This window comes from uncultured Clostridium sp. (assembly GCF_947039605.1).
GTDB lineage: Bacteria > Bacillota > Clostridia > Clostridiales > Clostridiaceae > Sarcina.
This window is the reverse complement of the sequence record NZ_CAMQZG010000004.1, coordinates 1-14,967: the sequence shown is the minus strand read 5'-3', so window position 1 is coordinate 14,967 and position 14,967 is coordinate 1. Positions and strand designations below refer to the sequence as shown.

Below are 14,967 nucleotides of genomic sequence, written 5' to 3'. Positions count from 1 at the left end.
GTGAATTATGAAAGTAAGTATTGTAATACCAACATATAATGAGGCAGATTATATAAAAAAATGTTTAGAAAGTATAGAAAGTCAGACATATAGCTTAGAAAAAGTAGAAGTTATAATAGTAGATGGAATGTCTACAGATAAAACACGGAGTGTAATAGGTGCATATTCAAATAAAAGTAAATTAAATATAAAAATTGTAGATAATATTAATAAAACAGCACCATACGCTATGAATATTGGAATTAGTAATGCAAAAGGTGAAGTTTTGATAAGAATTGATGGACATGCATTTATGGAAGAACATTTTATTGAAAATGCTATAGATATTTTAAAAGAAAATAGTGATATAGCATGTGTAGGTGGCAAAATAGAAACAATTAGTGATAGTGAAATTGGTAAAGTTATTTCATATGCGATGATGTCTCCTTTCGGAGTTGGTGATGCAAAGTTTAGATATAGTAATGAAGAAATATTAGTTGATACATTAGCGTTTGGAGCATATAGGAAAGAAATTTTTGAAAAAATAGGAATGTTTGATGAGGAATTTGTTAGAAATCAAGATGATGAATTTAATTATAGATTAATTAAATCGGGAAAGAAAATTTTATTGAGTCCGCAGATAAAATCATATTATTATGGGCGAAATAGTATTGGTAAATTATTCAATCAATATTTCCAATATGGTTATTGGAAAGTTAAAGTAGCTAAAAAACATAAAAATATTACTAGTTTGAGACAATTAGTACCGCTAGTTTTTACGAGTAGTATTTGTAGTCTTATGCTATTAGGGCTATTTAGTACAGGTGCTAGATATCTTTTGATGAGCGAAGTATTTTTATATCTTATGTGTGCGATATATTTTATGAAAAAAGTTGATATGAAAAAAAATATAAAATCAAATATTTTATTGCTCAAAGTATTTTTCATTTTACATTTTTCGTATGGTATGGGATATATTCTAGGAATAAAAGATTTTATGTTTTTAAATAAAAAAGGTAATTTAAATAAAATAAGTAGATAGAATTAGGGGGATTAATTTAATGAAAAATTTATATGAGAAAATTAAAAATAAGGAAGAAAAAATAGCTATTATAGGGTTAGGGTATGTAGGGATGCCATTAGCAGTTTCATTCGCAAGAGAGATGGAAGTTGTTGGATTTGATTTAAATAAAGAAAAGGTAGAAAAATATTTAAATGGAATTGATCCAACAAAAGAAGTAGGAGATGAAATCATAAAAAATACTACGGTTAAATTTACTTGGGATGAAAAAGAACTTCAAAATTGTAAATTTCATATTGTAGCAGTACCTACACCGATAAATGATGATAAAACACCAAACTTAAGACCGGTTGAAGGTGCAAGTGAATTAGTAGGAAGAAATTTAACAAAAGGGTCAATAGTAGTATATGAATCAACAGTTTTTCCTGGTGTTACAGAAGAGATTTGTATTCCTATATTAGAAAAAGAATCTGGACTTAAGTGTGGAGATGATTTCTTTGTAGGATATTCACCAGAAAGAATAAATCCAGGTGATAAGGTACATAGATTAGAAACAATAATAAAAATAGTATCAGGACAAAATGAGGAAATATTAGATATAGTAGCTAAAGTATATGAATTAATAATAGAAGCTGGTGTTTATAGAGCAGAATCTATAAAAGTTGCAGAGGCTGCAAAGGTTATAGAAAACTCTCAAAGAGATGTTAATATTGCATTCATGAATGAACTTTCAATGGTATTTAATAGAATTGGTATAGATACGAAAGCAGTACTAGATGCTGCTGGGAGCAAGTGGAATTTTATGAAGTTTGAACCAGGGTTGGTTGGTGGACATTGTATAGGTGTAGATCCTTATTATTTAACATATAAGGGAGAACAATTAGGATATCATTCACAGATAATTTTATCAGGAAGAAGAATTAATGATGATATGGGGAAATATGTTGTTGAAAATACAATAAAAAATATGATTAAATTAAATAAAAAAATTAGTGGAGCGAAAGTTGGAATATTAGGATTTACTTTTAAAGAAAACTGTCCTGATATTAGAAATACAAAAATAATTGATATAGTAAATGAATTAAAAGAGTATGGAATTGCACCTATTATTTCAGATTATTTAGCAGTGAATGAAGAAGTTGTAGAAGAATATGGTATTGAGTTAAGTGAGCAGAGTAGATTAAATATGTTGGATGCATTAATAATAGCAGTTCCTCATAGTGAGTATAAAAAATTTGATTTTAATTATATAAAATCAATGTTTAAGAATAATGAAAGTGGTTTAATTATAGATATTAAAGGGATTATGGATAGAGAAATTTGTAAAAATGCTAATATTATGTGTTGGAGATTATAAAATCATAAAAATTTAGTTATATCATAGATAAAGACTCCTTTTAGATTAATAAATTATTAAATTTAATAGGAGTCTTTAATAATTACAAAAGACTATAAAATATTTAGAAAAAAGAAAATTTAAGGAGTAGATAAATGAAAATCTTACATATATGTCAAGATTATTATTATACAAAGCTATATAAAAGGTTTATGGATGAAATGGAAAAGCATAAGGTTGAAAATATAGTAATTGTTCCAGTAGCTAATGAGGAAATGGAGAAAGATGAGAAAAGCCTAAATAGATATGTTTATAAGATACCATGCTTCAATAAAATAGATAAATTATTCTTTTTTAAAAAGCAAAAAAAAATTATAAATGCTATAGCAAAAAAAGAATTATTTATAGAAAATAAAATCAACTTAATACATGCACATACATTATTTACATCAGGATTTTTAGCAAGGAAATTAAGTGATGATCAAGGAGTGAAATATATAGTATCAGTAAGAAATGTTGATGTAAATGTATTTTTTAAGTATGGTTTTTTTTTAAGGCGAAGAGCTATAAATGTACTAATGCAAGCAGAAAAAATAATATTTATTAATCCATCATATAAGAATAAAGTATTTACAAGATACATTGGTGAAAAAGAAAAAAAAAAGATTCAAGAAAAAAGTTTTGTCATCCCCAATGGAATTGATAGCTTTTGGCTTAATAAAAAAAGTTATCTTAAAAATTTTGATTATAATGAATCAATAAATTTAATACAAACATCAGTAATCAATAAAAATAAAAATATTAAAGGATTAATAAATTCGTATGAGTTGCTCAAAAAAAGAGGGTATAGTGTTAAAGTTCATGTAATAGGTGATGGATTATTATTAAATAAGTATACAAAAGAATATAAAAACAATACAGACATTAAGTTTTATGGGCGTTTAAATAAAGAAGATATTTTATCCATATATAAAAAAGAAAATTCAATATTTTTTATGAATTCAAAGCATGAAACTTTTGGATTAGTATATATTGAAGCTATGTCACAGGGACTTCCTATTATTTACACACAAGGAGAAGGTATTGATGGGTATTTTAAAGAGGGAGAAGTTGGGTATGCAATTCCGTATGGAGATGTCGATATAGCTGTTGAATGTATAGAACGAATTATAGAGAATTATAATGAAATATCGGAAAGGTGTTTAGTAAAATCAAGTGTGTTTTCATGGGATAAAATAAATAATCATTATTTAAAAAATTTAATAAAAATGGAGCTAGAGTAGATATGATAAAATTTTTAATGAAAAAAATATTAGTAAAATTAATCAATATTAAAATGTTGATAAAAAAGAATAATACGAAAATAAGATCATATGTACCCTTTAAGTGTGATATAGAAAGTGATATATTAATTTCTAAGAATATAGAAATAAGTAATTATATAAATAAAATAGGTGCAGGAACATATATTAGTGAATATACATTTATAAATTATTGTGAAAGCATAGGGAGATATTGTTCTATAGCAAGAAATGTAACTATTGGAGCTGGGAATCATCCTTTAGAATATTTAAGTACTAGTCCTTTTTTTTATTCAAGCTATAGAGGATATATAAAAAAAGATATTTATTCATATGTTGAATCAGATAAAAAAGCTATTATAAAGAACGATGTATGGATTGGAAATGGAGCTATTATAATGAATGGTATAACAATAGGAAATGGAGCTGTAATAGGAGCAGGAAGTATAGTTACAAAAGATGTTCCAGATTATGCGATTGTTGTAGGAAATCCAGCTAAAATATTAAGGTATAGATTTTCTCAAGATATAGTAGAAGTTTTGTTAGAAAAAAAATGGTGGGAGAAAGAAAAAGATGAAATAATAAATTTAAAATATGAAGGGATAAAGGAGTATAGGTGATATTATGAAAGCTAGAGTAAAAGTTTTTATTTTGCAATTATTAAGTTATATTTCTTTATGTGGAGTATATAAATATATTATTTTAGAGGATTTTGAATATAATGGGTTTAAGTATATTAAAAATGATGAAAAGTTTTTAATTGGAATAATAATAATTTTATGTATTTTACTTATTATTATGTTAGTTAGAGATAAGTTTTGGTTTTTAGTAATAAATATAATAGTTACAATGTATTTATTTGGAAGTGTAATATATTTTCAATTCAGTGACGGGAATATAAAAGTTGTATTATCTCAAGTAATCTTGATAATAACTTTAATTATATTTTCTAATATAAATATTAAAAATCATTTAAACAAAAAGAATTTAGAAAATAATATTTCAAAAAAGAAAATTCTTTTTATATTTAGTTTGGGAACTATGATTGTTTTTATAATATTTTATGGAAAATATATAAATCTTAATAATTTATTTCTTATTGATGTTTATGAAACAAGGCTAATATTTAGAGAAGTTAGTATTAGCATATTAGATTATATTTATGCACCTCTTTCACGAGTTATATTACCAATATTGTTAATAGTTTATATTAGAGATAAGGATAAAAAGAAAATTTATATAATTACTGTTTGTATTATAATTTCATATTTATTTGGAGCTAATAAAAGTACACTTATTGGAATTTTTACAATATTTTTATTTTACAAGGGTACATATATGAAAAAATGTACGAATTTTTTAATGGCTATATTATTAGCTGGAGTATTGAGTTTAATTGGAAAAATTCTAATAGGCAGTAGTTATATAGCTAATGCAGTTTTAAGAAGGGTTTTATTTTTACCAACACATTTAGAAAATATATATTATGATTTTTTTGAAAATAATTACACTTATGGAATGCATACTGATTTAGGAACTTTTTTTGGTGAGATGAAATATAATAAAGATATTTCGAGATTTATTGGTGAGGATATAATGGGAAAAGCAGATATGAATGCAAATGTTGGTGTTATTACAGAAGGTTTCTTTTCATTTGGAATTTTTGGTGTTGTTATAGCATGTATTGTAGTAGGTATGTTTTTCTTGTATTTAAATTATATGGATGTTAATCCGCGTTATTTTGGTGTAGCATTTACATTTATTTATTATTTTAATTCATCATTTTTAACAACATTATTATTAACGCATGGATTATTATGCTTAGTTTTCTTTATTGGAATATTCTTAAAAAATACAAATAGGGAGGAAAAAACATGATATCAAAAAAAGTTTTTTTGAAAGATTTTTCTCTGAATTTAGCCGCAAGTTTATTATTGACAGGAATCATTCAATTAATAATATATCCTTTAATTGGAAGAAGGGTTGGTAATGAAGTTTTTGGAGATATTTTAATTTTATTAGGAATTATTAATATGGTATCTAATATGATAGGAAGTAGTTTAAATAATATTAGATTGATAGAACGAGAGAGTGGCTTTTTAAATTTTGGAGTTTTATTAAAAAAATCTATAATTCTGGTGATTTTTTTAAGCTTTTTTTTAAGTTTCATTGTGTTAGGTGAAAAAATTTTTATATATAATATCCTATGTATTATAGTAATAACAGTGTTAACTATGATAAGAATATATAGTGTTGTTTATTATAGAATAACACTGAGTTATAACAAAATTTTATTGAATAATATAGTGCTTTTATTTGGTAATTTAATAGGGTTATATATATTTGGGCTTACTGAGAATTGGTATATAATATTTATTTTAGGAGAAATTTTTTCAATTGTATATATTTATTGGACATCTGATATAAAAAAAGAAAGTTTAGAAAAAGATAATAAATTTGAAGAGATACATATTAAGTGGAAGCAGTTAATTTTGAGTAATTCTATTACTAATATCATGATGTATTTAGATAGGATAATAATTTCACCTATTATAGGAAGTGAAAATGTAACAATATATTTTGTTGCATCATTAGTTGGAAAAATTATTGGTATTGTATTTCAACCAGTTTCATCAATAATATTATCATATATAACAAAAAACAAAGAAAATAATGGAAGGAAAATATTTAAAATGACTCTAATATCTGTATTAGTAGTTGGAGTTATAGCTTATTTATTAACTATTATTTTTAGTCCTTTGATAATAAGACTTTTATACAGTGATTTATTTGTGGAAGCAAGTAAATATTTTTATATTGCGAATTTAGCAAGTATATTTATGATAATGGGGGGATTGATTCAACCTGTTATACTGAAATTTTGTCCAATGTTCACACAAAAATGGATTCAAATTAGCTATATGATATCTTATATATGTTTTAGTTTTCCTTTGATGAAAATAATGGGATTAAAAGGTTTTTGCATAGCAGCTGTACTAGCTAATTTAATTCGATTAATTACTACTATAGGTGTAGGCTATTATTATATTATTAAATTAGATGATTTGAAAAAAGTGAGGAAATAGTGTTTTAGCTATGTTAGGCTAGAGTCTAACATAGCTATTTTTATCTGAAAAATTAAAAAAGCATAGTTTAAGGGGAAGAGTTTTTATGGTGAAGAAAGAATCTTTAAGTAAGATATTAAATCAGTTTGATTTTAAGGGAGAATGTTCTTGTAGGGAGTGTCATGGTGTTGGGAATATTAATGATACTACTATAGTTACATATAATTGTGATGGTAAGGATATTAAATATATAGTTCAAAGAATAAACCATTCTATATTTACAAATCCAGAAGCTCTTATGGATAATATGAGAAAAGTTACTTTACATATAGCGGATAAGGTGAAGCGTGAAGGTGGAGATTTATCTAGGGAGTGTCTTAATTTAGTTCAAACTAAAGAGCGGAATTATTTTTATAAGACAGAACAAGGAAGTTATTATAGAGCATTTAATTTTATATCAGATGCTAAAACATATATGAAGGTAGAGAATGAAAAGCATATGTATGAAACAGGTAAGGCGATTGGTAAATTCCATAAGCAATTATCAGACTTTAATGCAGATTCTTTATATGAAGTTATAAAAGACTTTCATAATACACCTAAAAGATATATAGATTTTCAAAATGCTATAAAAGAAGATAAAGCTGGTAGAGTAGCACTTGTAAAAGAAGAGATAGATTTTATAGAAAAAAGAGCAGATGAATTAAGTAAGCTTGTAAACTTAGCTAGTGATGGAAAGATTCCAGTAAGAGTTACACATAATGATACAAAGTTTAATAATGTAATGATAGATGATAGTACAGGGAAAGCAGTATGTATTATAGATCTGGATACAGTAATGCCAGGGTTATCATTATATGATATTGGAGATGCGATAAGATCAGGATGTAGCACAGCAGAAGAAGATGAAGTAGACTTATCAAAAGTAACAATAGATATAAATTTATATAATAATTTTGTAGAAGGTTTACTAAAAGAAAGTAAAGATACGTTAAACGAATGTGAAATAGAAAATATACCATTCTCAGCAAAACTAATAACAATAGAACTAGCAATGAGATTTTTAACAGATTATATAAATGGAGATACATACTTTAAAGTATCAACGGAAAGAGCAAATCATAATCTTGAAAGAACAAGAAATCAATTGAAATTAGTAGAAGAGATGGAAAGGAATTTTAAAGATATTTCATAGGAGGAGATAAAATGGGGGATAGTATTAAATTTGTAGTTGATGAAGTTATTGAATATAAAAAATATATATGTGTAAGAGTTATAATTGATTTGGAAAAAAGATATAAAGAAGCATACATTAAATATGAAAAAAAATGGGGGGAAGAGTTAGCAGAAGGTGATTTTTTTTGTATAAATGAATTAAAATATGAAGATATTTTTAAAGGGATTATTAAAAAAGATATCTTTTATGCTTTATTAAAGTTTAAAAATAAAAATAATCCATATAATCTTAAAGTGGAAAAAGTAAGATGTATTAAAGAATATGAAAAGGAGTTATTAATTAAGGAAAAGGATAGTGTTGATGATTCTCAGAATAAGGGAAGTTTGCAATTATATTTTTTAAATGTTGGTCAAGGGGATTCAACATTGATAGTAACTCCAGGTAAAAAGGTATATTTAGTGGATACTAATTATTTGAAGGGAAGAAAAGAAAGTATACTAAAGGAAATAAAAAGGATATTATTAAAATATAATTTAGGTAATAGATTAAATGGGATATTTATTACACATAAACATATAGATCATATTAGAGGAGTAGAATATATATTAGATGAATTTGATGTTGAAAATATTTTTATGAATAATATTTATGAACATTATACTAAAGCAAGTGAATTATTAATTAAAAAAATAAATGAAAAAAATACGGATTATATTGAATTAAATAAAAACTTTTCTATTAAAGAGGCAGGTTTTAATATAGATATATTAAATTGTGGAATTACTAAATCACAATTTAAAGATGTGAATGACAGCTCTATTTTAATGAAAATTTTTTATAAAGAAAGCAATATTTATTTGATGGGAGATGCTTCAAAAAATATTATATATAATGTGTTTGGAAAAGGAAAAATAGGAAAAAGTAATTTAATAAAAATCTCACATCATGGAAGTAAAACAGGAACAGACTCAATTATGATGAGTAAATTTAAAATAACACATGCATATATATCGGTAGGAAAAAATAATAGATATGGGCATCCACATAAAGAGGTTATGGATGAATTAATAGGTATTGATACTAAAATATCAGAAAAGTATAGTTTGAACTCAGTATGTTATTGCATAAAAAATAATATATCAATATGTAATGGGGTTTGTTGTTTAGATAGTATGATGAAAAACGTTTTATTGAAAACGAAGATTAATAGTCAGTTAAGAAATATTTGTTTTTCTCAAAAGACTTAGCAAGTTCGGAAAGTGCCTTTCCTCACAAGCATCCTCGGGGTACTGGGAAAAGATTGGGAATTTAAATTGGATAAAGTTAGTGTTTAAGCCGTATTGGAGAAATCTGATATGGCTTTACTTATATGGAATTTGCACTGCTTGTCTATAAAAATTAATCAGAAGAAAAAAGAAATATATAATTTAAAAGGATAACCTTTAAAGAGATAAGAGGTTATCCAATAAGGTAGATACTAGCTTTACGATAGGTAAAGGGATTCATTCCCTTTACCTTAGTGTAGTTTTTAGGGTTATTTTATAAGGTTTAGGGAATTAAGTATAATATTTGTTTTATTGCTTATACTAAGAGGGAGTTGGTGGCTAGATAGATTGATAGAGAGATATGTAGCTATCGCATTGGAGGTTTATTTTATGAAAGCAATTACGCTTAGAATGTCTGATGAATTTCATAAGAAGTTAAAAATGAAGATGGTTGAGGAAGAAAAGACAATGCAGGACCATATTATCAAACTTCTTTCTGAGGATTTCAAAAATAGTAAAAAAACTAAATAGCAAAAAAGGTATTTCCACCACTGCTTACTGAGTTGGAAATACCTTCATATAACCAGAGTTGATATAATCACTCTAAGTTAAGATTATTATATCAACTCCATTTATTAAATACAAGGAGTGATAGTTTTGAAAAAAGTATTTATTGATACGTTTTGTGGGCAAGAGGTGTTAACTACTATATGGGATGGTAACCCTTGCTGGTTTGCAAGTAAAATAGCTGAGATATTAGATTATGATGATCCTTCAAAGGCAATAGCATATTGTTTGAAGGTTGAGGAGTTTGATGTTGGGATTGATTATGAAATTTTAACAGGAACTAAGTTAAAGGAATTTAAAAGTTTACTTAAAGAAAATGGTGTTGATATTGAATCTCTTAAATATGTATCAAAGCTTATAATTTTTTATGAGGATGGATTGTTTGGATTTTTACAGTTCTCACATAAACCAATAGGAGCAAAACTTAGAAAGTGGGTTAGAGCAGAAGTTAAACCTAAAATAATGAGCGAGCTTGGGTTAAGGGAAAATGTCAGAACCTTATCTAATGATAGTAAGGTAGTGGATAATACATTAAGTTTGGTAGAGGGAAAGCGTATAACAATAGATAGGTTAAATAATAATTTAGAAAGTAATGAATTTGATATAGATAAGTTTCAACGACTTAGACTCGCAACGGAAAGTGCTAAAATGATAAAAGGATTGTTAGATGATGTGGATACAGATTCTATATGTAAACTTGCTGTAGTTAAAGCTTTGTTTTTAGAGTCTGGTATAAACTTACCTATATATTTCAATAAGAAGGATTAAATAAAAAGTTTTTGAATAGACCTAATAGGATTTTATAAAGGTTAGGAGAATGAATCTCTTAATCTTTTATTATTTTATGGATAAGTTTTATCTAGTAAGATATTGTAGCAAGTTTGGAAAGTTCCTTTCCTCACAAGCATCCCCGGGGTGCTGGAAAAAGACTGGGGATTTAAATTGGATGAAATTAGTATTTAAGCCGTATTGGAGAAATCTGATATGGCTTTATTTATGTGGAAATTGCACTGCTTGTCTTTTTGTAGAATAAGTTAAGATGGCTATGTTACTTATTTGAAGTAAGGTTATTTTAAGGTTCCGTGATTTAATCACGGAACCTTTTTTATGGGTTAACCTATAAAAATAGAATAATTTGTGATTTATTGTTTATACTAACAATGAAGTTGACTTATTAATGGATTACTGAGTTGATTAATAAATATAAATTCAGGAGGAGTTTAAGTTGAAGGCAATAACAATAAGGCTTACAGAGAATATTCATAAGGAGTTAAAACATCTTATGATTAATGAAGAAACTACTTTTCAGGATTATGTATCAGCACTTATAGAGAAAGAATTAAAAAAGAAGGGTTTAATATGATTTAGAAGTTTTGATATGTATTTAAAAATAAAAAAAGATATTTTACTCACCTGTTCAGAGAAAAGTAAAATATCTTTATATATAACCAGAGTTGTATAATAAACTTTGATTAAGTTTTATTATAGCAACTCCTAATTTTAAAATCAAGGAGTGGTTAAGTTTGCAAAATTTATTTATTAAAACATTTAATGATACAAGGGTTTATAGTTTTATTTGGAATAATAGACCTTGTTGGATTGCTGTTGAGATAGCAAAGATGATTGGATATAAAGAAACTTCTAATATGATAACATCTTGTATTAATAGAGAGTTATTTATGGAAGGAAGAGAGTATGATGTTTTGAAGGGAACTGAACTTAGAAAGTTTAAAAGTATAGTTAGTGAGGATATAAGTAAATCTTTAAAATTTGCACCAAAGCTTATTATATTTTATGAGCAAGGTTTATATGGTTTTTTACAGTATACAGAGAAGCCTATAGGAATAACATTTAGAACTTGGATAAGATTAGAGGTAATACCACAGATAAGAGAAAATGGAGCTTATGTTATGGATGATAGTTATTTTAAAAGTGAAAAAGTAAATATAGATGTAGAGGTTAATAAGGTTAATGTAAGTTGTGATTGGGATAAGGTGATTAAAAAAGAAAGGGTTAATGAGGTTAGTAGGAAGAATAATATCGCAGATAAAAACTTAGTTGAGAAGATTGCTGATAATGTTATTATATTTGATAAGTATCTTGATGGTCTTAGTATAGCTGATGAGGATAAGTTTTTATTTTTGGTATCTTTATATAAGTCAGCTAGTATTGATATTGATTTGGGTTTTATAAATTCTAATAAACTTATTTAAATTTATAGTATTATTAATTTTAGAGAACTTTAAAGGCTAGTATAATTATAAAAGATCTGATATAGATTTACTTGTGTGGAATTTGAACTACTTATTTTTGAAAATATTATGTGTGGATAAATATAAGAGGTATGGTAGTTTGGTTCTTTCTCATCTTTGGGTAAATAGAATAACTATACTTGAGTAAGAACCTATTGGTGCCAATACTGTTAGTTTATGATATTATAATCACACTTTCCTAAATTGTAACTTTTTTCTATATATTTTATATACAAAAGGAGATTAAACAAATGAAAAAAGGTCTTATAGGAATAATTATCATAGCACTTATTGGTGTAGGATATTTCGGATATACATTTATTTCACCATCAAATAATACTGCTAGTACTTCTGCTAACAATAATACTGCTAACAATAATACTGCTAACAATAATACTGCTAACAATAATACTTCTAACAATAATACTGCTAACAATAATACTTCTAACAATAATACTGCTGCTAATACTTCTACTAGCAATAATACTGCTAGTAATACTGCTAACAATAATACTACTGCTAATATTACTAAATTTATAGGAACTTATACTTTAAATATATATCCATGTTTTACAATAAATCATTTAGTTGGTGCAAAAGTAAATTTAGCTAAACAATTAATGATTGAAAAAAATACTTTTAAAAATGGAAATTATATTATAAACAATCCATATTACTATATATTTAAAGATCCTGATGGTCATTATATTGGTGGTTATGGATCAAATGATTTACCTAACCCATTAACTATACTTTTAGTTAGTTCAAAACCTTTAAGTCAAGATAAATTACAATATTCACTTAATGAATATAACTCATTTATAATCCAAAATAATATATTATTAAAAATATCTGAAAAAAATGGTAAAGCTCAAGCGTATGCTTATCAAAGATAAATTTATAGTTAGAATTAATTTAAAAGGTTATGTATATTTTAGGTAGGTTATATAGGCTAAAATAAATGGATTGAAGTATGTTCTGTGTTTAAAACACAGAACATTTTTTAGTGAAAATATATTATTTATTTTAAAAATACTTTCTTTTTTGCATATGTAGGTAGTGATTAAATATTTTATATGTAAAGGAAAGTGAGTTATATGGATAAGGTAGTTAAAAAGATTTTTTTTGGTAAGTTGGTTCATGGTTTTGTTTTGAAGGGAAGAATCTGCTGGATTGGGACAGAGCTTACAAAGGTTCTTGATTATAAGGATAGTGTGCGTACTGCTGGTGATTTTGTAAGGTCTAAGGATATGAAGATTGGTAGGGATTATGATTATATAGTGGATTATAAGCTAGATGAGTTTAAGTGCTTGTTTGATGAAGATCTTTTAGATGAGGTTAAGTCTTTAAATAAGATTATTATTTTTTATGAGTCTGGCGTTTATAAGTTTTTAGAGTATACTAGAAAGCCTCTTGCTTTGATTTTGGAAAATTGGCTAAAGTTAGAGATTATTCCACTTTTAAGTGTGGGGGAGGATTATATTTTAGACCAGGGGTGTAAGAATGATTTTTTAGTTGTAGATGGTAAGTATGATAAGTTTAATAGACTTAAAACTGCAATTGAGGGGGCGGGGTTATTAAATAAATTGTTAGCGGATGCAAAGATAGATTCTATTGGGAGGCTTGCTGTAGTTAAGGTTTTATTTTCTGAGTGTGGTATTGAACTTCCTATATATTTTGATAAAATCTGATGATAGGTTAACTTTTATTTTAAAGGTTAGAAGAGGTGATCTTCTAGCTTTTTTTGTTTTGATTTATTGTGTGAATATGTAAAGGATTTTATTTTACTTTTTGTTAATATGTTTTTTGGAGTTCACTACTTGTAATAATATGGAATAGTTGGTAAAATATTATCATAAGTTGTTGTTGGTTAGTTTGTAGCTAGTGATGATTTATGTATGCATGTTTTGCATTGATCTTTGATCGGATTAGTGGAAGTTAAAGGGTGATGGAGTAATTTTATATTTGCTGAAGTTTGTTTCAGTCGGTAACTCTGTCTATTTTAATTACTATATGTAAATAAAAATAGAGGGGGATTTTTTGCGTGGGTGAAAAGTTATATGTTAAATTTGAGGATAAAACTATAGAGGAGTTAATTGTTTTGGTGAGGGGGAAGAATTCTAAGAGTTCTGAGGCTTTTGTTGAGATTGTTAGGAGGTATACAAGTAGAATTGAGTATGTTGCGGGTTCTTATTATATTTTTGGTCATGGGAGAGAGGATATAATTAATGAGTGTAGGATTGCTCTTTTTAAGGCTACTGATTGTTATGATGATAGTCGGGGTGCTTCTTTTGATACTTATAGTGATAAGGTTATTAAAAATCATTTGGGTATGCTTATAAGGAGGGTATCTGTTCTTATTGAGTCTAAGAATAAGGTTTGTGATTTGGATTTTGCTTTGAATGTTTTATCTCATGATAGTAAGGTTTGTGAGGAAGTTTGCAGCAGGGAATATCTAAGTTATGTTAGGAATTATATTGTTGGTTTGGATAGTGAGGAACAGGCACTTTTTGATGCTGTTATTGGGCTTGTTAGTTATAAGGAGCTTAAAGATAGTGGGAGGTGCACTGGGGATGTTTATTATAAGGCATCTAGGTTAATTGCAAGGATTAGAAGTGCAATTATTGATAGGAAAAAAGTTTAGTTTTTATGTTTTAGATTATTCAGCATGTATATCTTCTTTTGAGGGTATATGTGCTTTTATTTTTTTGGTTATTCTAAGATGAGAATTTTATATAAATGGCATGTTTTTATGTGAATTTACGTTAATTTTGCGTAAATTTAAGAAATTGTTTTTACAGTTTATAGAAGTTATATGCTAGGATAAATTAGGAAGATTACTCGCTTTATTCCCTTTATTTCTTTTTTGGGGAGTAGGCGAATTTTATAGAGTGATGAGGAGGAGGATAATAGTTACTAAAATTATGTATAAATATCATTATATGTAGAACAATATAGTCAGAGGTGATTATATTGAAAAATAATAACTATAAACTTAATGAAT

The 14,967-nt window shown here is 26.2% G+C and carries 15 protein-coding genes; all 15 read left to right on the top strand.

The window, feature by feature from the left end:
• The first annotated feature begins 7 nt into the window (after window positions 1–7).
• The 15 genes from Q0V24_RS02595 to Q0V24_RS02525 all read left to right on the top strand — a co-directional run bounded on the left by Q0V24_RS02595 (window position 8) and on the right by Q0V24_RS02525 (window position 14,607).
• The gene (locus Q0V24_RS02595) at window positions 8–1,021 is read left to right on the top strand and encodes a glycosyltransferase family 2 protein (RefSeq protein WP_297518482.1); all 1,014 of its coding nucleotides are present in this window, start codon (window positions 8–10) and stop codon (window positions 1,019–1,021) included.
• Window positions 1,022–1,040: 19 nt separating this feature from the next.
• Window positions 1,041–2,357, top strand: coding sequence for a nucleotide sugar dehydrogenase (locus Q0V24_RS02590; RefSeq protein WP_297518480.1), 1,317 nt, complete (start codon window positions 1,041–1,043; stop codon window positions 2,355–2,357).
• A gap of 134 nt (window positions 2,358–2,491) precedes the next feature.
• The gene (locus tag Q0V24_RS02585) at window positions 2,492–3,619 is read left to right on the top strand and encodes a glycosyltransferase family 4 protein (protein WP_297518478.1); all 1,128 of its coding nucleotides are present in this window, start codon (window positions 2,492–2,494) and stop codon (window positions 3,617–3,619) included.
• Window positions 3,620–3,636: 17 nt separating this feature from the next.
• On the top strand, window positions 3,637–4,257 hold the full coding sequence (locus tag Q0V24_RS02580; RefSeq protein ID WP_297518476.1) for a CatB-related O-acetyltransferase: 621 nt from the start codon (window positions 3,637–3,639) through the stop codon (window positions 4,255–4,257).
• A 4-nt stretch (window positions 4,258–4,261) separates the two neighbouring features.
• Window positions 4,262–5,515 carry a hypothetical protein gene (locus Q0V24_RS02575; protein WP_297518474.1) on the top strand — a complete coding sequence of 418 codons (1,254 nt, stop codon included), beginning with the start codon at window positions 4,262–4,264 and terminating at the stop codon, window positions 5,513–5,515.
• Window positions 5,512–6,723 carry a hypothetical protein gene (locus Q0V24_RS02570; RefSeq protein ID WP_297518473.1) on the top strand — a complete coding sequence of 404 codons (1,212 nt, stop codon included), beginning with the start codon at window positions 5,512–5,514 and terminating at the stop codon, window positions 6,721–6,723. The genes Q0V24_RS02575 and Q0V24_RS02570 overlap by 4 nt, the downstream gene beginning before the upstream one ends.
• Before the next feature lie 85 nt (window positions 6,724–6,808).
• Window positions 6,809–7,897: an aminoglycoside phosphotransferase family protein gene (locus Q0V24_RS02565; RefSeq protein ID WP_297518471.1), complete on the top strand. Its 1,089-nt coding sequence runs from the start codon at window positions 6,809–6,811 to the stop codon at window positions 7,895–7,897.
• Between the two features lie 11 nt (window positions 7,898–7,908).
• Window positions 7,909–9,126 carry an MBL fold metallo-hydrolase gene (locus tag Q0V24_RS02560; protein ID WP_297518469.1) on the top strand — a complete coding sequence of 406 codons (1,218 nt, stop codon included), beginning with the start codon at window positions 7,909–7,911 and terminating at the stop codon, window positions 9,124–9,126.
• Window positions 9,127–9,534: 408 nt separating this feature from the next.
• Window positions 9,535–9,675, top strand: coding sequence for a hypothetical protein (locus Q0V24_RS02555; protein WP_297518467.1), 141 nt, complete (start codon window positions 9,535–9,537; stop codon window positions 9,673–9,675).
• A 126-nt stretch (window positions 9,676–9,801) separates the two neighbouring features.
• Entirely contained in the window at window positions 9,802–10,479 is a 678-nt protein-coding gene (locus Q0V24_RS02550; protein ID WP_297518465.1) for a Bro-N domain-containing protein, read from the top strand.
• Window positions 10,480–10,936: 457 nt separating this feature from the next.
• Complete coding sequence (locus tag Q0V24_RS02545) at window positions 10,937–11,074, top strand: hypothetical protein (protein WP_297518463.1); 138 nt, start codon at window positions 10,937–10,939, stop codon at window positions 11,072–11,074.
• A 160-nt stretch (window positions 11,075–11,234) separates the two neighbouring features.
• The gene (locus tag Q0V24_RS02540) at window positions 11,235–11,924 is read left to right on the top strand and encodes a Bro-N domain-containing protein (protein WP_297518461.1); all 690 of its coding nucleotides are present in this window, start codon (window positions 11,235–11,237) and stop codon (window positions 11,922–11,924) included.
• 290 nt (window positions 11,925–12,214) lie between these two features.
• Complete coding sequence (locus tag Q0V24_RS02535) at window positions 12,215–12,859, top strand: hypothetical protein (protein WP_297518459.1); 645 nt, start codon at window positions 12,215–12,217, stop codon at window positions 12,857–12,859.
• 201 nt (window positions 12,860–13,060) lie between these two features.
• Complete coding sequence (locus tag Q0V24_RS02530; protein WP_297518457.1) at window positions 13,061–13,654, top strand: hypothetical protein; 594 nt, start codon at window positions 13,061–13,063, stop codon at window positions 13,652–13,654.
• Between the two features lie 353 nt (window positions 13,655–14,007).
• A complete protein-coding gene (locus Q0V24_RS02525; RefSeq protein ID WP_297518455.1) occupies window positions 14,008–14,607 on the top strand; it encodes a sigma factor in 600 nt (199 codons plus the stop codon).
• The last annotated feature ends 360 nt before the right edge of the window (window positions 14,608–14,967 follow it).